The organism is Viridibacillus soli (assembly GCF_016612995.1).
Lineage (GTDB): Bacteria > Bacillota > Bacilli > Bacillales_A > Planococcaceae > Viridibacillus > Viridibacillus soli.
Genome location: NZ_JAEOAH010000018.1, coordinates 13734 through 36087 on the forward strand (window position 1 = coordinate 13734; position 22354 = coordinate 36087).

20 protein-coding genes and 1 pseudogene are annotated in these 22354 nt (G+C 35.4%); 18 read left to right on the forward strand and 3 right to left on the reverse strand.

Annotated elements, in window-relative coordinates; all coding sequences use genetic code 11:
- The 14 genes and pseudogenes from gatB (at nucleotide 1) to JFL43_RS12955 (ending at nucleotide 13328) form a co-directional block, all read left to right on the forward strand.
- Entirely contained in the window at nucleotides 1-1428 is a 1428-nt protein-coding gene (gatB, locus tag JFL43_RS12900) for an Asp-tRNA(Asn)/Glu-tRNA(Gln) amidotransferase subunit GatB (protein WP_100795793.1), read from the forward strand.
- Nucleotides 1429-1512: 84 nt separating this feature from the next.
- Nucleotides 1513-1650: a hypothetical protein gene (locus JFL43_RS12905; protein WP_200749354.1), complete on the forward strand. Its 138-nt coding sequence runs from the start codon at nucleotides 1513-1515 to the stop codon at nucleotides 1648-1650.
- Nucleotides 1651-2263: 613 nt separating this feature from the next.
- The gene (locus tag JFL43_RS12910; RefSeq protein WP_200749355.1) at nucleotides 2264-2809 is read left to right on the forward strand and encodes a hypothetical protein; all 546 of its coding nucleotides are present in this window, start codon (nucleotides 2264-2266) and stop codon (nucleotides 2807-2809) included.
- A 257-nt stretch (nucleotides 2810-3066) separates the two neighbouring features.
- On the forward strand, nucleotides 3067-3240 hold the full coding sequence (locus JFL43_RS12915) for a hypothetical protein (protein ID WP_200749356.1): 174 nt from the start codon (nucleotides 3067-3069) through the stop codon (nucleotides 3238-3240).
- 394 nt (nucleotides 3241-3634) lie between these two features.
- Nucleotides 3635-4195 (forward strand): thioredoxin family protein, encoded by a 561-nt coding sequence (locus tag JFL43_RS12920; RefSeq protein ID WP_200749357.1) that lies wholly within the window; start codon nucleotides 3635-3637, stop codon nucleotides 4193-4195.
- 238 nt (nucleotides 4196-4433) lie between these two features.
- Entirely contained in the window at nucleotides 4434-5345 is a 912-nt protein-coding gene (locus JFL43_RS12925) for a diacylglycerol kinase (protein ID WP_200749358.1), read from the forward strand.
- Between the two features lie 326 nt (nucleotides 5346-5671).
- Nucleotides 5672-7015 carry a cytochrome ubiquinol oxidase subunit I gene (locus JFL43_RS12930; RefSeq protein ID WP_200749359.1) on the forward strand — a complete coding sequence of 448 codons (1344 nt, stop codon included), beginning with the start codon at nucleotides 5672-5674 and terminating at the stop codon, nucleotides 7013-7015.
- Nucleotides 7015-8040 (forward strand): cytochrome d ubiquinol oxidase subunit II, encoded by a 1026-nt coding sequence (locus JFL43_RS12935; protein ID WP_100795798.1) that lies wholly within the window; start codon nucleotides 7015-7017, stop codon nucleotides 8038-8040. The genes JFL43_RS12930 and JFL43_RS12935 overlap by 1 nt, the downstream gene beginning before the upstream one ends.
- A gap of 15 nt (nucleotides 8041-8055) precedes the next feature.
- Nucleotides 8056-8163, forward strand: a complete 108-nt coding sequence (cydS, locus tag JFL43_RS23520; RefSeq protein WP_407701981.1) for a cytochrome bd oxidase small subunit CydS — start codon at nucleotides 8056-8058, stop codon at nucleotides 8161-8163.
- Nucleotides 8164-8261: 98 nt separating this feature from the next.
- Nucleotides 8262-9632: a 23S rRNA (uracil(1939)-C(5))-methyltransferase RlmD gene (gene rlmD / locus JFL43_RS12940; protein WP_200749360.1), complete on the forward strand. Its 1371-nt coding sequence runs from the start codon at nucleotides 8262-8264 to the stop codon at nucleotides 9630-9632.
- A gap of 146 nt (nucleotides 9633-9778) precedes the next feature.
- The gene (locus JFL43_RS12945) at nucleotides 9779-10285 is read left to right on the forward strand and encodes a YehS family protein (RefSeq protein WP_200749361.1); all 507 of its coding nucleotides are present in this window, start codon (nucleotides 9779-9781) and stop codon (nucleotides 10283-10285) included.
- Between the two features lie 198 nt (nucleotides 10286-10483).
- Nucleotides 10484-11449 carry a hypothetical protein gene (locus JFL43_RS12950; RefSeq protein ID WP_200749362.1) on the forward strand — a complete coding sequence of 322 codons (966 nt, stop codon included), beginning with the start codon at nucleotides 10484-10486 and terminating at the stop codon, nucleotides 11447-11449.
- Between the two features lie 62 nt (nucleotides 11450-11511).
- Nucleotides 11512-11583 (forward strand): annotated as a pseudogene (locus JFL43_RS22610) (DUF1456 family protein); the annotation flags it as partial.
- A gap of 782 nt (nucleotides 11584-12365) precedes the next feature.
- Nucleotides 12366-13328, forward strand: coding sequence for a tRNA dihydrouridine synthase (locus JFL43_RS12955; protein ID WP_200749407.1), 963 nt, complete (start codon nucleotides 12366-12368; stop codon nucleotides 13326-13328).
- Nucleotides 13329-13688: 360 nt separating this feature from the next.
- On the opposite strand, the gene JFL43_RS12960 is transcribed toward JFL43_RS12955, so the two are convergent.
- The gene (locus JFL43_RS12960; protein WP_200749363.1) at nucleotides 13689-13898 is read right to left on the reverse strand and encodes an alpha/beta-type small acid-soluble spore protein; all 210 of its coding nucleotides are present in this window, start codon (nucleotides 13896-13898) and stop codon (nucleotides 13689-13691) included.
- 508 nt (nucleotides 13899-14406) lie between these two features.
- On the opposite strand from JFL43_RS12960, the gene JFL43_RS12965 reads away from it, so the two are divergent.
- The 3 genes from JFL43_RS12965 (at nucleotide 14407) to JFL43_RS12975 (ending at nucleotide 16828) form a co-directional block, all read left to right on the forward strand.
- Nucleotides 14407-15360, forward strand: a complete 954-nt coding sequence (locus JFL43_RS12965) for a methyl-accepting chemotaxis protein (RefSeq protein WP_200749364.1) — start codon at nucleotides 14407-14409, stop codon at nucleotides 15358-15360.
- A gap of 606 nt (nucleotides 15361-15966) precedes the next feature.
- Nucleotides 15967-16395: a S1 domain-containing RNA-binding protein gene (locus tag JFL43_RS12970; protein ID WP_200749365.1), complete on the forward strand. Its 429-nt coding sequence runs from the start codon at nucleotides 15967-15969 to the stop codon at nucleotides 16393-16395.
- A gap of 184 nt (nucleotides 16396-16579) precedes the next feature.
- Nucleotides 16580-16828 carry a YkuS family protein gene (locus JFL43_RS12975; protein WP_100795806.1) on the forward strand — a complete coding sequence of 83 codons (249 nt, stop codon included), beginning with the start codon at nucleotides 16580-16582 and terminating at the stop codon, nucleotides 16826-16828.
- 71 nt (nucleotides 16829-16899) lie between these two features.
- On the opposite strand, the gene JFL43_RS12980 is transcribed toward JFL43_RS12975, so the two are convergent.
- Together JFL43_RS12980 and JFL43_RS12985 are read right to left on the reverse strand one after the other, a co-directional pair.
- Nucleotides 16900-17202, reverse strand: a complete 303-nt coding sequence (locus tag JFL43_RS12980) for a hypothetical protein (RefSeq protein WP_200749366.1) — start codon at nucleotides 17200-17202, stop codon at nucleotides 16900-16902.
- A gap of 7 nt (nucleotides 17203-17209) precedes the next feature.
- Entirely contained in the window at nucleotides 17210-20224 is a 3015-nt protein-coding gene (locus JFL43_RS12985; protein ID WP_200749367.1) for an amino acid adenylation domain-containing protein, read from the reverse strand.
- A 130-nt stretch (nucleotides 20225-20354) separates the two neighbouring features.
- On the opposite strand from JFL43_RS12985, the gene JFL43_RS12990 reads away from it, so the two are divergent.
- Nucleotides 20355-22097 (forward strand): methyl-accepting chemotaxis protein, encoded by a 1743-nt coding sequence (locus JFL43_RS12990; protein ID WP_200749368.1) that lies wholly within the window; start codon nucleotides 20355-20357, stop codon nucleotides 22095-22097.
- Nucleotides 22098-22354: the final 257 nt, after the last annotated feature.

The following is a 22354-nucleotide window of genomic DNA, read 5'->3' on the forward strand; positions in this document are numbered from 1 at the left end:
ATGAACTTTGAAACAGTTATTGGTTTAGAAGTACACGTAGAGTTAAAAACAAACTCTAAAATCTTCTCTGGTTCACCAAACCACTTCGGTGCAGAACCAAACACAAACACAACAGTAATTGACCTTGGCTACCCAGGTGTTTTACCAGTTGTAAACAAAAACGTTGTAGATTACGCGATTCGTGCTTCTTTAGCACTTAATATGGAAATCGAACAACATACAAAATTCGACCGTAAAAACTATTTCTATCCTGATAATCCGAAAGCTTACCAAATTTCGCAATTTGATAAACCAATCGGTAAAAATGGCTGGGTTGAAATCGAAGTAAACGGTGAGAAAAAACGTATCGGTATTACTCGTCTTCATATGGAAGAAGATGCAGGTAAACTAACACACGGTAAAAACAGCTCTCTAGTTGACTTCAACCGTCAAGGTACACCACTTGTGGAAATCGTATCTGAACCAGATATTCGTACACCAGAAGAAGCTTATGCTTACCTAGAACAAATCAAATCAATCATCCAATATACAGGCGTATCTGACTGTAAAATGGAAGAAGGCTCACTTCGCTGTGATGCTAACATCTCAATCCGTCCATACGGCCGAGATGAATTTGGTACAAAAACTGAATTGAAAAACTTAAACTCATTCAACTTCGTACGTCGTGGTCTTGAATATGAAGAAAAACGTCAAGCAGCAGTATTAAACGCTGGCGGTGTCATCGAACAAGAAACGCGTCGTTTTGATGAAAAAACAGGTAAAACAATTCTTATGCGTGTGAAAGAGGGAGCGGATGATTACCGTTACTTCCCAGAACCAGACTTAGTAGATATCGTAATCGACGACGCTTGGTTACAACGCGTACAAGACGAAATCCCTGAATTACCAGCAGCACGTAAAATCCGTTATGTTGAAGAGCTAGGCTTATCAACATATGATGCGGGCGTTCTTACTCTTTCTAAAGAAATTGCTGACTTCTTTGAAGCAACAGTTGCACAAGGCGCAGATGCTAAACTTACATCTAACTGGTTAATGGGTGAAGTTTCAGCTTACTTAAACGCTGAACAAAAAGAACTTTCAGATGTTGCTTTAACACCTGAAAACTTAGCTGGTATGGTGAAATTAATCTCAGCTGGTACAATTTCATCTAAAATCGCTAAAAAAGTATTCAAAGAATTAATTGAAAACGGTGGTTCTGCTGAACAAATCGTTAAAGATCAAGGTCTTGTTCAAATTTCTGACGAAGGTGCATTACTTAAAATTGTTTCAGAAACATTGGATAACAACCAACAATCTATCGATGACTTCAAAAACGGTAAGGATCGTGCAATTGGCTTCTTAGTAGGTCAAATCATGAAAGCTACTAAAGGACAAGCTAACCCACCAATGGTTAACAAAATCCTTCTTGAAGAAATCAACAAACGCTAATTTAACACTTCAAAGACTGCTTGGGCATCCGTGCCTGGGCAGTCTTTTTTTGTTATAGTAGCGAAAAAGCAGAGAGGGACTCATATGAAAACACTTAATAGCTCAGATGGCATCATGTATGCTCTTGATAAAAATCACAAATCTATTAAAATCATTTCATCACGTACAACTATTCGCATTGACACATTCAATTGCTTCCAAAACCAAATTACATTTGGCTGAGTAGGTGAAGCAAATGGCTTGGGACCAAACAAATCCAGCAACATGCCTCATGTTTATTGAAGATGGCCTGGTAATATTTAGAAAATGAAGATTGAATAAATTGGAATTGGCCCACAAGGTGTCATGTTGACTTTTCTAAATAAAGGAATATTAGGACATCATTAAATATTTGCGATGGAAAGTTGCTTATACCCAATAAACGAAACGATTACATTAAGAAAAATCAGGGTGTTGATTAACTAATTTTAACCATTACTACTAAAGTGGTAGCTTGATAGATATCCGCTACGGGATGCTCGCTTTGCACCGAGCCGCTTCCTTCGCTACGCTCCTTGCAGGGTCTGGTTTCGCTTGTATTTTTCGCAGGAGTTGAGCACCCTCCGCTACAATCAACTAAAAAATGTAGTAACATACATTAGTATTGATTATAAAAAAACCACTTTAACGGTAAATAATAACCTAATATTTCCCTAATCAGCGCTGAAGAAAGATGATAGCATAACAAGGAAATTGGGGATATTTGTAGAATGATAATTTATAATGAGAGAAAAACTTAAGTCGCCTTAGTGTAGAAAAGGCAATTCTCATAACATAGAAGGGGGGATTCTTGAATATGAAAAATATAATTAGTATTGTTTTTATAGCAATCATATTAATTGCATGGTATTTCATTATTTTGAATTCAAATGAATTTGTCGTAGAAAATGAGCCTACAAAAATTGAAGAAGGGCTGAATAAATTTATCAATCGTCCAGAAGGTAATTTGAAAGTTAAGCTATTAAAAATTCAACAGATAGTTAAAACGGATACATTTGTTGCGGTTTTTTCTATAAATGAAGGTGAAGTAGGATATGCAAAGTTGGAGAAAAAGTTATTTAATAAGTTAAAAATAATTCATACAGGTCATGGTTCAGCAAAAATTAAATATGAAGATATTGAAACGAATAAAGGAAATTATGGGTTATTATATGGAACGAATCCTCAATTAGTAATTCATACTGTCCAAATCAATAATTTAGAAGGAACACATACTCAAGATGTAGATATAAGTAATGAAGAAATTATTCTCGTTGCTGACAAATTACCAAAGGAAGTAGATAAAGCGATTACTTCTGAATTGATATTTTTTGATAAAAAAGGAAATAAGGTTATAAAATAATTGGATTTAGGGGCTTTTGACCATACTTTGGCTCTCGGTAAAGTAAAAAATGGGGGCGATTATTGATTATTCGCTACTCGAAAATTAAGCGTATTTGAGAATAAAATCCGCGTATTAAATTTAGAAAACAACAATCAAGTTAAACAGAGCCTAAATATAAAGCAAATACCTAAAAAACTGTTCCACATATTTCTAATTAATGTGCAGTAAAAGTAGAGATTTTATTCAACTAGAGTAAAAAAAGGAGGAGATGTGAGATGAAAAAACTAATTAATATTTTTTATTTATTATCAATAATTTCAGGATTTGCGTTTCTTTACTCATTAATGACAGAAAATTCTATCGAATGGAGAAGTGCAGGTTATGCAGTTACTTTATTGTCCTGTGCGATTTATTTACATAAGCAACAGTTGCTAAAAAAAGCTAATTAGAATTGGGGGACTTAACTTAAAGATGCGAATTCGAATTAAACAACTACATTATTCGTTTTATTCGCTAAATTTATATTAGATACACATATTTTAAAAGAACTTTAAAGGAGATACTACATTCACAAGTAGTATCTCCCTTTGATTTTTTACGGCAAAATTAAATAACTTTATTATCTCTAAACACAACCTTTTTTCAAATGGCTTCTTTCCGCTTGATGATAAAATCCATTGTGAGCGTAAATGCTAACTGAACGAGCGTAAAACCTCAAAAGTTGAGCGTAAAACCACACCGAACGAGTGTAATGGCGACATCTCAAAACCTATGAAACTCAAGCTTACAACTTTGCCAAAAATCCAAAAACCAATTACACTACATTCAAGGAGGTTTTTACATATGACAACTGAACAACAATATTTTGACAAGGCAATTTCGATTCAAGAGTACATGGATAAAATGACAACGCATAAGGATAATAGTTTCAAAGTTTATAACAGCTATGAGCTACCTCAGGATGCGGAATTCATAGCATTATTAGCGGCTGAAAAACCACATATATTAACGATTACAGAAGACTGGTGTGGTGATGCGATGATGAATAACCCAATCATCCGCAAAATTGCAGAGGCAGCCAATTTAGAAATGCGCTGTGTTTATCGCGACGAAAACCTAGAGCTGATGGATCAATATTTAACAAATGGCGGTCGCTCAATTCCTGTTTATATTATTTTAAGCGAAGCTGGGGAAGTAATTGGTAAATGGGGTCCACGTGCACCGCAATTACAAGAATATGTACTAGCTAAAAAAGCCATACTACCAGCACAAGATGATCCAACATTTGCAGATAAGCAAAAGGAATTATTCGCAGCTATTACAGAAGAGAACGCATCAAAAGAAGAATTCTGGGGCTGGGTATATGATGATTTCCGCAAAGTTGTTACAAACACATTAAAATAAAACCGTCATTTGCACAATAAGTATGATTCTGTATAATGGAAGTGGAAGTATTTCACTATTGGACGGCTCCACATTAATTTGTAGCAATCACACAATACAAATAATAAAGGGCTGCCTAAACGTCATGAATATGGCTGTTGAGACAGCCTGTTTTGAGCTTTTAGTACAATTTGGGAACATTCCAAAGAACTTTTCCGTTAACATAATTAGAAAATTGTAGAGCAAAGAAGGTAATGATATGAAACGAGCACGCATCATTTATAACCCCACTTCGGGTAGGGAGGTTTTTAAAAAGCATCTACCGGAAGTCCTAGAAAAATTAGAAGTCGCTGGCTACGAAGTCTCTTGTCATGCTACTACTTGTGCGGGCGATGCAACAACTGCTGCAAAGGCAGCCGTTGAACGTAATTTTGATGTAATCATTGCTGTAGGTGGTGATGGCACATTAAACGAAGTTGTTACAGGTGTTAGTGATTTTGAGGAGAGACCGAAAATTGGGTTAATACCGATGGGTACAACAAATGACTTTGCACGTGCGGTACATATTCCACGAGATATTAGTCAGGCTGTAGATATTATTATTAAAGGCGACAGCATTCCGGTTGATGTAGGTACTGTGAATGATCGTTATTTTATCAATATAGCTGGTGGAGGTCGCATTACAGAATTAACCTACGAAGTGCCAAGTAAACTAAAAACAATGATTGGACAACTTGCTTATTATTTAAAAGGAATCGAGATGCTTCCTTCTATTAAAGCTTCTAGAATGCGCATTGAATACGACGGAGAAGTATTTGAAGATGAAGCGATGATGTTTTTAATCGGTTTAACGAATTCTGTAGGCGGATTTGAAAAATTATCACCAAATTCAAGTATTAACGATGGCTATTTCTCAATGTTCATTTTGAAGAAATGTAATATTGCCGATTTCATTAAACTTGTATCTCTTGCGGTTCGCGGGGAACATTTTAAAGATCCACATATTATTCATGCGAAAGCAAGCCATGTAAAAGTAACATCGGATGAAGTGGTTCAATTAAATTTAGATGGTGAGTACGGCGGGAACATTCCTGCTGAATTTAACAATTTAAAACGCCATATTGAAGTTTTTGTTCCAATAAATGATATTCGAGAGCAGGATAGACCATAATATAAGAGCATATAAAGACTAGAGAGCATAAATGCTTTCTAGTCTTTTATTATATCCTGTACACGAAATGCAAATACTTAGCTCACGAAAGTAATCAGTTCACATTTTCAACATTCTTTTATCACATTTTCAACATGAATACGTGATAAATTTGTCACGTTCGGAAGTTAGAATATAGGTTGCTGAGGGTATAATAATAAGCAAGGGAGAGTGCGCTATGTATAAAACACATGAGAAGAAATTAATTTGGTTAAGCTTTGTCGTTGCTGGTATTATGTTGTTGTCACTCGTCGGACGTATTTTCGGAAGCTAAGGGAGGAACGATCATGGAAAATGAAAGTGCTGTATTTTTTAGCCGTGTCTTAACTGAGCTTACATTATCTTTCCATATCATTTACGCTACGATAGGCGTAGGTGTCCCATTAATGATTATGATTGCACAATGGGTAGGGATTAAGAAGAATGATGAGCACTATATTTTACTTGCAAGACGTTGGGCACGTGGGTTCGTTATAACCGTTGCAGTTGGTGTAGTAACAGGTACGGCTATTGGTTTGCAGTTATCTCTACTATGGCCGAACTTCATGCAGCTAGCGGGTAATGTTATTGCGTTACCACTTTTTTTGGAAACATTTGCGTTTTTCTTTGAAGCAATCTTCTTAGGTATTTATTTATACACTTGGGACCGTTTTGAAAATCAAAAGAAACATTTATTATTATTAATTCCTGTTGCGATTGGTGCATCGATGTCAGCAGTTTTCATTACAATTGTGAATGCATTTATGAATGCACCACAAGGATTTGACATTGTAGATGGTCAGCTCGTTAATATTCAACCAATAGTAGCGATGTTAAACCCAGCAATGCCAACTAAAGTAGCGCATGTTGTCGTAACAGCCTACATGACAGCTGCTTTCGTTTTAGCAGCTATTGGAGCATTTAAGATGCTTAAAGGTTCAAATCACGTTTATCACAAAAAGGCATTGTTCTTATTAATGAAAGTAGGTTTAGTGTTTGCTATTGCTTCAGCAATCATTGGTGACTTCTCCGCTAAATATTTAGTGGAATACCAACCAGAAAAATTAGCTGCAGCTGAGTGGCATTTTGAAACCGGAAAAAATGCATCACTTGTTCTATTTGGTGTAACAAATGGTGAAGAAGTGAAGTATGCCATTAAAGTGCCTTATGCATTAAGTATTTTAGCGCATACAAATCCGACAGCTGAAGTAACGGGATTAAACGAATTTCCTGAAGATGAAATACCACCACTTTACATTCATTACTTGTTCGATACGATGGTCATGATCGGTATGTTCATGGTATTAGTGTCTGCAGCGTATGTACTAGGTAAAATTCGAGGTTGGTCATTTGTCGGTGCAAGATGGTTCCGCTGGGTCATTGTTGCAGGTGGACCATTATCTATTATTGCCATTGAAGCTGGCTGGTGGCTTGCAGAAGTTGGACGCCAACCGTGGATTTTACGTAAGTATATGAAGGTAGCAGAAGCAGCCACAACAAGTGATCATGTGGACATTATGTTGATATTATTCTGTGGCTTATATATCGTCTTAGGAATTGGTAGTGTCGTTGTACTTCGTCGTATGTTCCGTCACAATCCAATTGAACAAGAAATTGAAGATCGCAAAGCTGGAAAAGGCGGTGACTTCTGATGACATTAGAAATTCTAGGAATTTCCGTATTATGGCTGTTTTTATTAGGCTATTTAATCATCGGTTCGATTGACTTTGGAGCAGGATTTTTTAATGCGTATGGTGTGTTAACAGGTCGTGAACATATTTTAACGAATATTATTCAACGTTATTTATCACCAGTATGGGAAGTAACAAATGTATTTTTAGTATTCTTCTTCGTGGGAACTATTGGATTCTTCCCGAAAACAGCTTTTTATTACGGAACGACATTACTTGTGCCAGCAAGTATTGCGATTATCCTACTTGCCATTCGTGGTAGTTATTACGCGTTTGAATCGTATGGTTCACGTGGACATAAAGGTTATTCGTTTATGTACGGGATGGCAGGGTTGTTAATTCCAGCGTCATTATCAGTGGTATTAACGATTTCTGAAGGTGGTTTTGTCTCGATGGTAAATGATAATCCAGTGCTGGATTATCGGGCATTGTTCACAAGTCCATTAACTTGGAGTATCGTCGTTTTGGCAATAGCGGCTGTTCTATATATATCAGCGGTATTTTTAACTTGGTATGCAGATAAAGCCGGAGATCGAACAGCTACAAAGCTTCTAAGAAAATACGCGCTTATTTGGGCAGGTCCATTAGCAATCGCTGTTATTGGTATTATGTTTGAGTTAAGTAAACATAATGTGGAGCATTTTGATCGTATGGTCGATATAGCCTGGCTGTTCGGTCTGTCAGCAATCATGTTTGTCATTACAGTTTGGTTTGTTTGGAAGCAACAGCATTATAACTGGGCGTTAGGATTACTAATTGGACAATTTACATTAGCCTTCTTTGCCTATGGTATTTCACACTATCCATATTTACTTTACCCACATTTGACTATATATGATGGCTTTACAAATCCAACGATGGCAATCGCTCTAGTAGTTGCCTTTGTTCTAGGACTTTGCTTATTAATCCCATCAATATATTTGCTCTTGAAATTATTCTTATTCAACAAAGACTATGTTCGCGGTAAAGGCGACCATCATGCATAAAGGAGGATTTTCAGAATGGTTAATTTTCTAATTTTCTATGCACCATTTATCGTTTTGGCAGTATCCATTGCAGTAGCCTTCTTTGTAGCATTAAAAGATGGGCCTGTTACGAAAAATGAATAAATACCTTTTTCAATCCAAGTGTCGATTCGGGCACCTGGATTTTTTTCTTCTTAGTGGTCATGGTACAATAGAAGAACTGAAATGGAGGAAGTACGAAAATGACAGCAACAGCACCAGTAAAGAAGAATGACCGCTTGACGGTTTATATAGAAGACCTAACGCATGACGGAGCAGGGGTTGCGAAAATCGATGGCTACCCACTTTTCATCCAAGGTGGCTTGCCTGATGAAACAGCTGAAGTGCATGTATTAAAAACATTAAAAAACTATGGCTTCGCAAAAATAATGAACATTACAGAACCCTCACCTGACCGCGTTGCAGCACCATGCCCCGTATTTGCACAATGCGGCGGTTGCCAACTTCAACATCTATCTTACGAAGGCCAATTAAAATGGAAAGAAAAAATGGTTCGTAATGTCATGACACGTATCGGCAAGATTGATGCCCCGGTATTACCTGTCAAAGGAATGGACAACCCTTGGCATTACCGCAATAAAGCCCAAATCCCATTTGGCTTAAACGGTGAAGCACCTATTGCAGGCTTCTACAAAACAAAATCACATGATATCGTTGATACAGATCGTTGCCTAATCCAAACAGCAGAAGCAGACGCCATTTTAGAAGGCTTAAAACCACGTCTCTGGAAGTTAGGTATCAAACCATATAACGAGCAAACAGGACAAGGTATGCTACGTCACGTCGTTGTACGCAAAGGCCGCGCAACAAACGAAGTAATGGTAGTTCTTGTTACGAAAAAACGTAAATTCCCACAAGCAGAAGCAGCAGTGGAACTCATCAAACAGCTCGTACCAAACGCTACATCTATTATGCAAAACATTAATGGCGAAAAAACTAACGTCATCTTTGGCAATGAAACACTAAAACTTTGGGGCAATGACACAATTGAAGATACAATCGGCGACGTACGCTTTGAAATTTCAGCGCGCTCATTCTATCAAGTGAACCCAGAGCAAACAGAAGTGCTGTACAAACAAGCACTGGATTACGCAGACCTAAAAGGGAATGAAACAGTTATCGATGCTTACTGTGGTATTGGCTCAATTTCATTATTCCTAGCACAAAAAGCGAAATCCGTTATGGGTGTGGAAATCGTACCACAAGCAATTGAAGATGCGAAACGTAATGCTGAATTGAACGGCTTCACAAATACGTATTTCGAAGCAGGTCCAGCAGAAGAAGTCATCCCACGCTGGTATAAAGAAGGTAAAACAGCAGATGTTTTAGTCGTCGATCCACCACGCAAAGGCTGCGACGAAGCATTGTTAAATACAATTTTAGAGCAACGTCCAAAACGTGTTGTGTATGTATCTTGTAACCCAGCTACTTTGGCAAGGGATTTAAGAATTTTAGAAGATGGTGGCTATAAAACACAGGAAGTACAGCCTGTTGATATGTTCCCGCATACAGCTCATTGTGAAGCAGTAGCGTGGTTGGAATTAGGAGAATAAAGGGCCCGAGAATCTTTCAAAGATTCTCGGATTTTCCTTTATAGCAATACATTTTTTAGTTTGTAATGCTAAGTATGGGTTATTAAAAGGTCCATAAAATAATGAAATGACAATGCATATAGGCAAAAATATTAGGAGGTTTATAAATGGATAACAATGATATTTTAATTAGAACAAGATACGCTCTAGATATAAAAAATAGAGATATGGTAGAGATATTTAAACTTGGTGGTATGGAGGTAACGAGAGAAGAAATACCAAAGATACTTACAAAATCAAAAGATGAGTTAGATGACGAAGTTGATGTAGAAGAAAACAACGATCAGATAAAATGTGATTATAAAATGTTAGAGTCTTTTTTAAATGGCTTCATTACTTTTAAAAGAGGAAAACAAGATCCAAAACCAGGACAACCAAAAGCTCCTGAACCGACTAAGGACCATGTGAATAATATGCTTCTTAAGAAATTGAAAGTAGCACTACAATTAACAACGGAAGATATGTTGGATATCCTTGATGATGGTGGTATTGCTGTTTCAAAAGGCGAATTAGGCGCTATATTTAGAAAACCAGGGCATAGAAATTATAAAGATTGTGGAGATAATTTCGCACGTAAATTCTTAAAAGGCTTGGCTGTAAGGTATAGAGCTTAAGGGAATAGTATACTTAATTTTTAAAAAAAGCCTCTTTCTTTGGAAAGGGCTTTTTGTTTTAATCGAATCGGTGACTGGCACAAAATACTTAAGGGAAGAGAAAGAGTACTTTTAAAATTTTATATAGTATAATAGACCTGCATCTTTAGAAGTGAAAGAAAGAGAGGAATTATTGTGAAAAGGATAATAGCATCACTTATGAGTATTATTGTCGTGCTTACTGTTTTATTTGCGGTGCCAGCTAAATCTGATGCAGCAACGTATAAAGCATTTGTATCGAAAGAATGGCTGATTTCTAATCAAAAGGAATTTAAAAAGGGATTTCCTAAAAAGCTTTCCAATGGATTAACAATGTCGGCTGAGAAGTATGATCCGTATTGGGGTGATTTTAGGGTACCCGCTGTCAAAAAAGGAAGTAAGATAATCTGGTCTGCTTCAAATATTATTGATTCAGAGGGTGTGATTATGCAATATACTTACGCAAAAAATGGCGATGTTTTTATCAACTTTTCTGCCAGAACAAAATCTTCGTATTTTGGTGAAATAGTCGGTATTAACAAAAAAGGTAAGGTTATTTTTAAAAAGGTATTTAAAGACGATAAATATGCAGGAATTGAGTTTATATCGAGCAATCATGTCCAATTAACTTGTTATGGAAAAAAAGGTAATCATAAATTTTATAAGCTAACGCAAGATGGAAAGATGACTAAAACTTCTTATATTGATAAGGAATTTGCTACTTTAGCGAAACAGGGGGAATTGAGAGCTGCTCCAGGTAATGTAGGAATGACTTATAGAGCTATAAAAAAGAAAAATGAAGGCACATATGGCCTATCTGAATCTTTCCTTTGGCATACGACAACAAAAGAGAGCTATGGTTTCCTTTTTGGATATGGGAAAGTATATGAAAAAATTTATTCAAAACAAAAGGTTGTTGTGATCACTAAAGGATTATCTATAAATCAATCAGAAAAAGAAACAGCTAAACAATTGAAGAGATATTTTGGAAAACCAGTAGCGAAAAGAGCTTATAAAGCTGGTAAATATTATGTAGCCTATGAAACTTATAAAGGCGATGTACATTTTTATCTCGGCACAAAGAAAGGTATTAATATGCTACGGTTTACGCCTAGTGAGGATTGGAAACTCTATCATATAAAATAAGCAATAATTGAATATGTAAATATAACAGTGCCTTTCAACGACACTAATTCCTATGATGATAGGGGATAGCTGTATCAAAAGGCGAATTGGGCGCTAATTTAAGAAAACTAGGGCATAGAAATTATAAAGATTGAAGAGATAATTTTGCACGAAAATTTTTAAAAGGCTTGGCAGTAAGATATAGAGCGTAAGGGAATAGCATATTCAATTTATTATAAAAAGTCTCTTTCTTTGGAAAGGGCTTTTTGTATTTTATTGATTATACTTTAACAATAAAATCACGAATATTAAGGGTGATTTTTAAAAAATTTATGATTAATTATGTTTAGTTAAATTTCTTTCATTTGTGGGTATGTTCCCACATACGACACATTGTGAAGCTGTGGCGTGGTTGGAGTTAAAAGAATAACCCTAACTTTAACTGTACTTTCCAACAAAGCTTTTGTTAGGATGTGTCTTAGGTATATCTAATTTAATATTCGTTGAAGTATAAAAAAGCAGACGGTTTAGAAGTGCGATAATGCACCTCTAATCAGCCGTCTGCTTTTATTTCTAAAATTCCAGAATAAATCAAGCTAATAATTCAATAATTGGGCCATTTGAAAAGAGTGAAAGTGCCAACTATAGCTTCTTCCAAAATGAAAATCTAGTGAAGAGAAAACTGTGCGAAGATAAATTAAAAAAGCTAGGTTATACTATAATAATGACTTAATTACTTGAACCCACCGACATCCCTTCAGTTGCCACATACATTCCGCACACTGTTAGGGGCGGGTTGGTTTGGGTATTTATAATAAACTAATAATAAATAGATTAAACATGGCTTAAGTGCTAAAGAAGTAGGAGCATTTTTGCTGTTTAATTTTGGGATGAGAGTTTGACAGTGTATCCATAATGAGAGGATTTGAATTTGAATATGACAGATAATTTTTGGCGTGATTTACCACGACCATTTTTTGTACTTGCACCAATGGAAGATGTGACAGATGTTGTTTTTCGTCACGTAGTAAGTGAAGCCGGTCGACCGGATGTATTTTTCACAGAGTTTACAAACTCGGATAGCTATTGTCATCCAGAGGGCATGAAAAGTGTGCTTGGCCGTTTGATTTTTACAGAAGATGAACAGCCAATGGTGGCACATATTTGGGGGGATAATCCCGAATATTTCCGTCAAATGAGTATTGGTATGGCAGAGCTGGGATTTAAAGGCGTCGATATTAATATGGGCTGCCCTGTACCGAATGTGGCATCGAGAGGGAAAGGTAGTGGCCTTATTCTGCGTCCAGACGTTGCGGCAGAACTTATTCAAGCAGCAAAAGCGGGCGGACTGCCTGTCAGCGTGAAAACACGACTTGGCTATAACGATGTAAATGAGTGGGAGGAGTGGCTAACGCATATTTTAAAACAGGATATTGCGAACCTTTCTATTCATTTACGTACAAGAAAGGAAATGAGCCAAGTAGATGCGCATTGGGAGCTAATTCCGGAAATCAAAAAATTACGTGACCGTATCGCACCAAATACGCTACTAACAATCAATGGAGACATTCCTGACCGTCAAACTGGGCTGCAGCTTGCTGAACAATATGGTATTGATGGCGTTATGATCGGGCGAGGTATTTTTAAAAATCCTTTTGCTTTTGAAAAAGAGCCAAAAGAGCATAGCAGTAAAGAGTACCTTGATCTTTTAAGACTGCAGCTTGATCTTCAAGATCAATATGCGGAAGCACAACCACGTTCAATCACAGGGCTTCATCGCTTTTTCAAAATTTATGTCAAAGGATTCCGTGGAGCTGGTGAATTAAGAAATCAATTGATGAACACGAAATCAACAGATGAAGTGCGTGCATTGCTTGATAACTTTGGAAAAGAATGTTGATGGAACGGGGACAGTGAAATGATGTAACTCTTAAAAAGTTAGAGAAAAAATGAATCACATCAACTCATGTGTACTTATTTTATTCAGTTTCAAGTTCCTTTGCGGCCGGGAACTTTTGTTTTGATAAAGTCTGTTTTCTGAAAAAAAAGGTCTTAAGAATGTAATAAACCCACCAGCACCCTTGTGTAGCCACATACACTCCACACATTGTGAAGCAGTATAACGGTAGAAGTTACTAAAATTATTCAAGAACGAATTCCAATCGGAGGAATTCGTTCTTTTTTTAGGCTGAATGTATTTAATTATTGATTTCAAACAAAAAAGGTAGAGCACAAAACTCTACCTTCTTACTTTGTATTTTTATTGGCCAGAATTGCCTTTAGCTTGGTTTTCAGCCATTTGAACCAGTCTTTTAGTGATTTCTCCACCAACTGAACCGTTTGCGCGAGAAGAAGCTTCTCCTCCAAGTTGTACACCAAACTCTTGTGCAATTTCATATTTCATTTGATTAACCGCTTGTTGAACACCTGGTACTTCAAGTTTATTTGAACTTTGGTTATTTGAAGCCATAACTTTCACCTCCTTGTGTTATTAGAATGGTCAAGGATTTGTTTTTAATACATTTGGTGAAGAGGTGAAAAGTTTATCCTACATACTGTTTTAGGCTGCTATAGCAACAAAAACGCCTCTTTGAATCCTCTTCAAAAAACAATAAAGTATTTTTGAAATGAAAATATAGCAATTTAAAAAGTTTATTCTGTAAAACGAATGGAGAAGTAATGATGCAGGCAGAACAAGTGTAGGAAAGTTTAGTAGTAGAAAGTGGACTTTCATATTTATCTATATTCTGAATGTATGGCTGATTTCCTTTATCTAGCACAAACCTTTTTATAAAACCAAAGGGCAATCAAAGCGTAGCTTTACAGAGTCTAGTCCTTTTTGTTTGATATCTTCAAAAGAGAAGTAGTTAAATTGTACTTTTCACTTCGTATGATAAAATGGTATAAAGAAGTATCTAAAATGGATCTTTTATTACTTTCTCTAAATATATGAATTAGAATGGTGGAGTGAATAAACGATGTTAAGTGCATTTAAATCTAGAAAAGAAGATATAGAAAAATTTAATCAAAAAATTGACGAATTAAATTCTAAGCTAGATGCAAAGGATAACGCATTTCAAATTTTCTTAAATGAATTACATAAAGAATTAGTATCTACAATTGAACAACATGATTTAGTAAATGACCAACATATGATTTTAGGTAAAATGGTTGGAGAAATATTAGAGGAGTTTAATAATGTAGAAGAAAGCACGATTAAATCAAACGATATAGCGGATAACGCATTAGTTAAAGGTACTTCTTTAATTACTTCATCTGACAAAATGGTTACTTTATCCGAAAAGAGTAAAGAGGCAGTTGATGGAGTAGAAAAATTAATCGATAACTTAGGCGAGCAGTCTAGAAAAACTTCTTCTAGCATGGATCAACTCAGTGAGCGCTCTAAACAAATCGCGGAAATTGTCAACGTAATTAGTGATATTTCCAATCAAACGAATTTATTAGCTTTAAATGCTTCGATTGAGGCAGCAAGAGCAGGAGAACATGGCAAAGGATTCTCTGTTGTAGCAGATGAAGTGCGAAAGCTAGCTGAGAGTACGAAGGCTAGTACTGCAGATATAGCAAATCTTACTAATAAAATACAAGAACAAATTTTGGAAGCAGTCGAAGATAACCAAACGAATATGCATCTAGTCAATGAAGGCATAAAAACGAGTTCCGAAACATCCGAACAAATTAATTTATTACTAAAAATCATTACAAATGTTCAAGGTGAAGTTAATGAATTACTAAACAATATAAAAAATCAAAAAACCTCTAATGAAGAAGTAATTAATAATTTCAAAACGACAACATCCCTATTTGATGAAACGAATAAAGTATTAATAAATCATATAGACGAATCAGAAATCGTTACGGTCAAACTATTACAAGCAGTAGAAAAAGTTAAAAGCTTTCCAATCAATAAATAAATCTAAATACCGGGCTCTCAGATAAACTCATTTTATCGGAAGCCTGGTATTTTCATGCGAACGAACGTCTGATTGGCACCAACATTAGGGGGAATTGATTAAATGAAAGCGTGAGCAGATTAAATAAGCGTCTGAATAGGTTAAATTGAATGATTCCAAAAACAACAAAAAAAAATTCAAGAAAGCTTTTTATCAAAGGAATTTTGAATAGTATTGTTGAATTAAAAATATAGCGATTACAAAAAGTTCATACAGTAAAAAGAAAGGAGGAGTAAGAATGAAGGCAAAACAAGTGTGGGAAAGTATAGTAGCAAAAAGTGTAGAAAGGCCAATTGAGTTACAGACTAAAACAGGTTTCAATTTAAAATTCTACCTGTTTACTATTTATGAATGAGGTTTATGCGGAAGTGAATCAGTAGCTATAAAGACAGAAACGTACACTGGGGGAGCTGTGTTAATCATGATGACCATCTTACTTACTGAATTAAAGCCGTCATTTCTTAAAAAACATATTTTAATTTAACAGCGCCAATAATCGAACGGATGACTGACGCCAAAAATTAAATTTGGTATAATAGAGCATAGTCTTTATTAGGAGGAAATAGATTGTCAGTAGAAATTGGTAGCAAGGTACAAGGTAAGGTTACAGGAATCACAAATTTTGGTGCGTTTGTTGAGTTACCGGATAAGGTGACAGGGCTTGTACACATTAGTGAAGTTGCAGAAGCTTACGTAAAAGATATTAATGAACATCTTAAAGTTGGGGATCAAGTAGAAGTGAAGGTCCTAAGCGAAAAAGAAGGAAAAATTGCCTTATCTATTAAAAAAGCGATTGATAAGCCTGTTGAAAATACGTCTTCTTATACGAAGCGCCCATATCGCCAGAAGGATAGTCGTCCACGAGGCAATTTCCAACCGAAGGAAACCTTCGAAGATAAGATGGCTAAATTTTTAAAATCAAGTGAAGATAACTTATCCACTCTAAAACGCAGTACCGAGTCTAAGCGTGGTGGAAGAGGCGGACGAAGAGGGTAATTATAGATAGCAGAAGAAACGCACATCTTTTAAGATGTGTGTTTCTTTATTTTTATGGACCATAGTCACCTACACTGCTTATACTAGATATCTTATTATGGGTTTTATCTTTGTTCTAGTTGAAATTGCATACATAAATATAAGTAGAAACGGACATCTTATCAACAAGGAGGTGGACCTTACTATGTCGATAATCGGTGTAGAGCAATCGTTAACGAATGTATCGGAGGCTTTACTTGCAAAGGGTTATGAAGTCGTTGAACTGAAACATGAAGCGGATGCAACGGGTGTAGATTGTTGTGTCATTACAGGGTTGGACAATAATGCACTCGGTATTCACGATACGTCCATTCAAGGTTCAATCATTGAAGCGGCTGGCCTATCTGCAAATGAGGTCTGTCGGAAAGTTGAAGAAAAACTTAATCTACATTAATAAAACAATGCCAGGTCTAGTATCGACCTGGCTTGTTTTATTATGCGTATAGTAGCGGTCGCCTACACTACTTAAGTCATTAGAATCAAATAAAGTATATGATCCCAACCAACAGCTTTTGGCTTTCCATAAGCATCTTTTTTTATAGTTATTTCTTTTTCCCGATTGAAATAATTTTTAAAGCAGTTTTTAATTTGTGTAATGGCAAGTAAAGATCGTAATTGATCTATTCGCTGCTTATATTTAAGAATGGATTGTTGTTCATACACAGTACATGTATCTAATAGCATAGTAAAGGTTCGTTCAGAAATAGAAGTGAAATTCATAACAGCTAGGACAACTTTATTTGGTTGATCAACCTTTAACACTGCCATTATTTAATCAAACTAAGTCTCGTTTTTTTAAAGCAGGGAAATATCCTACTTCTTTACCATGCTGTACAAGCAAAGAAATATAATTTTCTATATCGAGAGACTTCTGACTTGTATACATTTCAGTTTGACTGCAGTCCCAACGGAATAAGGAATCCTTTACACCTTCACCCTCAAGAATACTTACTGCTAACTGGAGGGTTTCAGTATCCAAACCTTTTTCTGGTAGCAAGAGTTCAGAGAAAGACTTTGTATTAACTAAATCTATTTCATAACCTTGTTCTTTAAGGTAAGTGATAAATTGTAAAAAAGGAATAGGTTCGGGATCAACGATGTGGAACGTTCTTCCGATAGCTTTATCCATCGTAACTAGTTCAACAACCGATCTGCTAGCAAGATCTACAGGTGTTACATCAATTAAAGCGGTATACTCGGGGATTTTCCCAAGTGTCATGACCGCTTTTAGCATGCGATAAAATGCATTGGTTTCAATGTTTTTTTGGAATTTTCCTGTAACCGAATGCCCCGTTATGTTACCCATCCGACAAACTGTAGCTAAAGTTCCTTCTTCCATAGCCTGATAGACAAGTTTTTCGGCTTCAAATTTGCTGCTAGTATAAACATTTGTAAGGGTATGAGGGAAACTTGTTGGCTTAGTGTTGATAAATTCTTCCCACAAATTTGTATGTGCAAGCTCATCAGGTATGCCAATTGTTGAAATAAAAACGAATCGAGCGCTTTTATTTTCTTTAACCAGATTCAGTAAAGCTTGAGTTCCATTAATATTTACATTATTAAAGTGACTTTCTTCGCCAAAATGCCTTACATCAGCCGCACAATGAATGATCGCATCCAAATTTGTTTCAAGTTGCTTTCTTGTTTCTAATGTAAGACCTAAAGACTGTTGGGAAAGATCCCCTAGAATTGGAGAAATGCGTGATACCCAAGTTTCTGGAAATTTAGTAAAATAATATTTAAGAGTTTCTTCTAAACGTATTTTTGCTTCTTCTAAGCTTTTTGCTCTTGTTAAACAATAAATATGAGATTCCGTATTTTCCAATAGATCATATAAAATATGACTACCTAGGAACCCAGTTGCACCCGTTAAAAGAGTAGTATTTAACTCTGTTTTCATTTCTTGAGTATAGTCAACAAGCGGCTTTGTATAAAGGGGGTGCTCAATTAAATCGCCCTCTACAATATATCTTTCATCCTGTTCTGTGGCTTCAAAACTAGTTATATGTTCAGCTAGCTTTTCTATCGACCGGTATTGATAGAAATCTTGAGTGCTTATTTCAGGGAAATGTGGCTTTAACTTAACTAAAACATTTAAAACCTTTAAAGAATTTAATCCGTTTGTAAATAAATCTTCCTTGATATGCAGCTTTTCTACTTGTAATTCATTGCATACAGCTTGTGCTAATATTCTCTCTATATCATTTCTGGGCTCGATGATATCAGCAGAAAGGAGTTCTTGATAATCAATTGTTTCTAGGGATTTCCTATCAATTTTCCCAGTTGGTGCAATAGGCATTTCATCCAACTGAATAAAGTAACTAGGAATCATATAATCTGGTAGTGTACCTTTTATTTCTTGATAGATTTCACTTTTTTCAATAGTTTTATTTGATTTCCCAGTATAAAACGCAAATAATTCCTTTTCAAAGTTCTTCACTTCTCTTGGAATAACGGCAACCTCTTTCAAAAGCGCTATTTTTAGCATTTTATCTTCTATTTCACCAATTTCAACTCTATGCCCCCTAATTTTTACTTGGTGATCATTTCTGCCTATGAATTCTACATTGCCATTTTCTAATAACCTAACAATATCGCCTGTTTTATATAGCCTTGTATCTTTCTTTGTAGGATGATCAATAAAGGCTTCAGCTGTTTTTTCGGTTTTATTTAGATAACCAGCTGATAACCCAGGCCCCTCAATTAAAAGTTCACCAGGTTCAGTAATCTCACAAAACATACCCTTTTCATTGACGATATAAAAGTTGAAACCTCGAATAGGTTTTCCTATCGGTACATTTGCCATTCCCTCCGGCCATTTACCATTAATATCATAGAACGACGCCATTACAGTCGTTTCAGTTGGTCCATAAAAATTGCTCAATTTTATAGAATAACCGAATTTTTTTTGCCACAGCCGAACCATTTCTCCAGTTAAGGCTTCACCAGCTAATGCGATTACCCTTAAAGAAGCTAGCTTTGATAGATCCTGTTCGTTCAGTAAAATTGTCATATTACGAAAATATGCAGTTGGTAAAATCATATTAGTGATTTTTTGAAAACAGATTTCCTCAATTAATTGATTAGGGTCTTTCCGAGCTTCTTCGGATAGAATATGTAATCTAACTCCGTTTAACAGTGCTTGGAAAATATCAATTATCGATGCATCAAAGCTAAAGGAAGCAAATTCAGAAATTACCGTTTCATTATCAAACTGATAATGATTGCCCAACCACTCCGCTAAATTAAGAACACCTTTATGCGTAATTAAAGTTCCCTTAGGATTCCCGGTAGACCCCGAAGTATAAATGACATAAGCTAAATCTGATGAAGTAAGTTCCTTACATTGAATGTTATGATCATAAAACCCAATCTTATCTACAATATAGATATTCTGGTAAACTCCGATTTCCTCCAATTTCCCTTGATGGAGTGAATTTGTTATCACAAGCTTACAAGATGTGTCATTAATCATATAGCCAATTCTTTCATCTGGATATGTAGGATCAATAGGGACATAGACACCGCCGGATTTCATAATACCTAATAGACTAATTATTGCTTCAATACTTCGGTTTAGAAAGACACCTACAAAGTCTCCTTTTTTAATTCCCTGTTCTAAAAGTTTGCGTGCAACTTCATTCGACATTTTGTTTATATCATTAAATGTAAATGATTGATTATTCATAGATATAGCTAAATGTTCTGGTGCATTACTTACAATCTCATAAAATTTGTCGATAATAGTCGTAATTACGTCTGATTTTTTCGTTACAAACTGTTTGCTCATATTGTCACCCTTATGTATTTTTGACTTTGTACAGTATCTATATTACATTATAAAAAGGAAAAATTCGACATAATTATAGATTATAAGGTCTAATTTTCCATAGGTAATTTAAATTAAGGAGAATAAGTGCATGCAAAGAAGAAAATCATTTATTTTTAGAAATATTTTTATTTCTGTAGTAATCTCACTATTTATTGCTGTTGCCATCAGCTTGTCTAGCTATCTAGTAATCTCAGATATCTTAAAAGATGATATTAACAAAGAAGCTAGTAACATTATTAATTCACGGGCCGCAGAATTGGATATTGCTACAGTGAAGAAAGCTATGAAGGAGGATTATGATTCCCCAAATCAACAAGAGTTAATTACTTTTTTTGATAATATCACTAAGGCCAACAACAAAGTTGCTCAAGCTTATATTTTTAGTTCAGAGATTGTTGATGGAAATAAGACACCGCTAATTAGCTCCCCAACACCGATAGTCGAGGCATTAAAAGAAGAGGGAATTGAAATAGGTGATCCATATCCACAGCCAGATCGTATTATTAAAGCTATTAAGAAAATGAAAGAAACGAAAACAACAGTTGCGTCTGATATTTATAGCGATGATATAGGCTCTTGGATTACAGAATTATATCCACTAAAAGATGAAAACGGTAAAATCTTTGCTTACTTTGGGATTGATGTAAATGCCGATTTGTTTCATGAGAGCCAAGTTAAATTATTGAAAATGACCTTATTTGTTCTTCTTCCTGCTTTAATTTTAATCATTATTTTTCAAGTTTTTTATACTAGAAAATCCTTCAAGCCAATGAAAGAACTCATTAGAGGATTACATGAAGTTGGTAACGGTAATCTTAATGTAAACCTAAATGTAGAGAAGGATGACGAATTCGGACAAATCGTTGCACTTTTTAATAAAGTAATTAATAACATGAAACAACTGATTTATAAAGTTAAGGAAACTTCAGCTGAAATAAATCAAGCATCCTCCATTCTACGTCAAGGTGCAGAACAGACTGAAAAGGATTCTGTACAAATTACTCGTGATATCCAGGATATGAATGGTGGAATGAATACTCAGAAGGAATCTATTTCTCATACTGTACTAGCTATAGAAGAAGTAGCCTCTGCGATTCAAGTAATTGCAGGTAATTCATTAGATGTTAGTAATTCTTCAATAGAAATGGACGAAATATCTCGAGAAGGATTCAATTCCATTAATAGTCTAATTGAACAAATGGGTACAATTAATCTATCATTTAATAACACAACAAACGCAATCACACAACTAAAGGAACGTTCTCAATCCATTCAAGATTTCCTTACGATTATCAGCTCGATTGCAGATCAAACAAATTTGCTTGCCTTAAATGCTGCAATTGAAGCAGCAAGAGCAGGTGAAGCTGGAAAAGGATTTTCTGTTGTAGCGGCAGAGGTTAAGAAATTAGCCGAAGAATCAAGAGACTCTACAGATATGATTGCCAACATTATTAAAGAAATACAAACCGATACGGATAATGCTGTTAATCTGATTAGCCTAGGAAATAAGGAAATTACCCAAGGTGTTAGTATTGCTCAAGATACCGAAACAATCTTTGGTAAAATTCAAACATTCACAAATCAAGTGGCAAATAATATAACTGAAGTATCAGCATCTGCTCAAGAAATTTCTGCAAATACTGAAGAAATTACAGCTACATCTCAGCAGTTAGAAAATATTTCAACAACAAATACTACTATTACTGGTTCTATTAATAGAAAAATTCAAGAGCAAGAAGGTAACGTAAATAATATTTTTAATGCTTCTAACCAACTATATCAACTTTCTGACGAGTTAGAAAAATTAGTGGAAATATTTAAAGTAAAATGATGGGTTAATTTCATAATTCTGAGACTAGTCATATCAATGACCTTCACTATTGGGTTATTTTCATGAAAAGAAAGTAGCATCCGAAGAGGTTGTTGCGTAGCTTACATTGGCAGACTAGGATAAAAGAAAGGGACTACCCGCAAAAGTCAGTTTTCAATGACAATTGCGGGTAGTCTCTTTTGCGATAAGGGATGTATAAAAAACTCAGTTCCTATTGGAATAATACTTGCTAATTCTTCATCATCATTATTATTCAT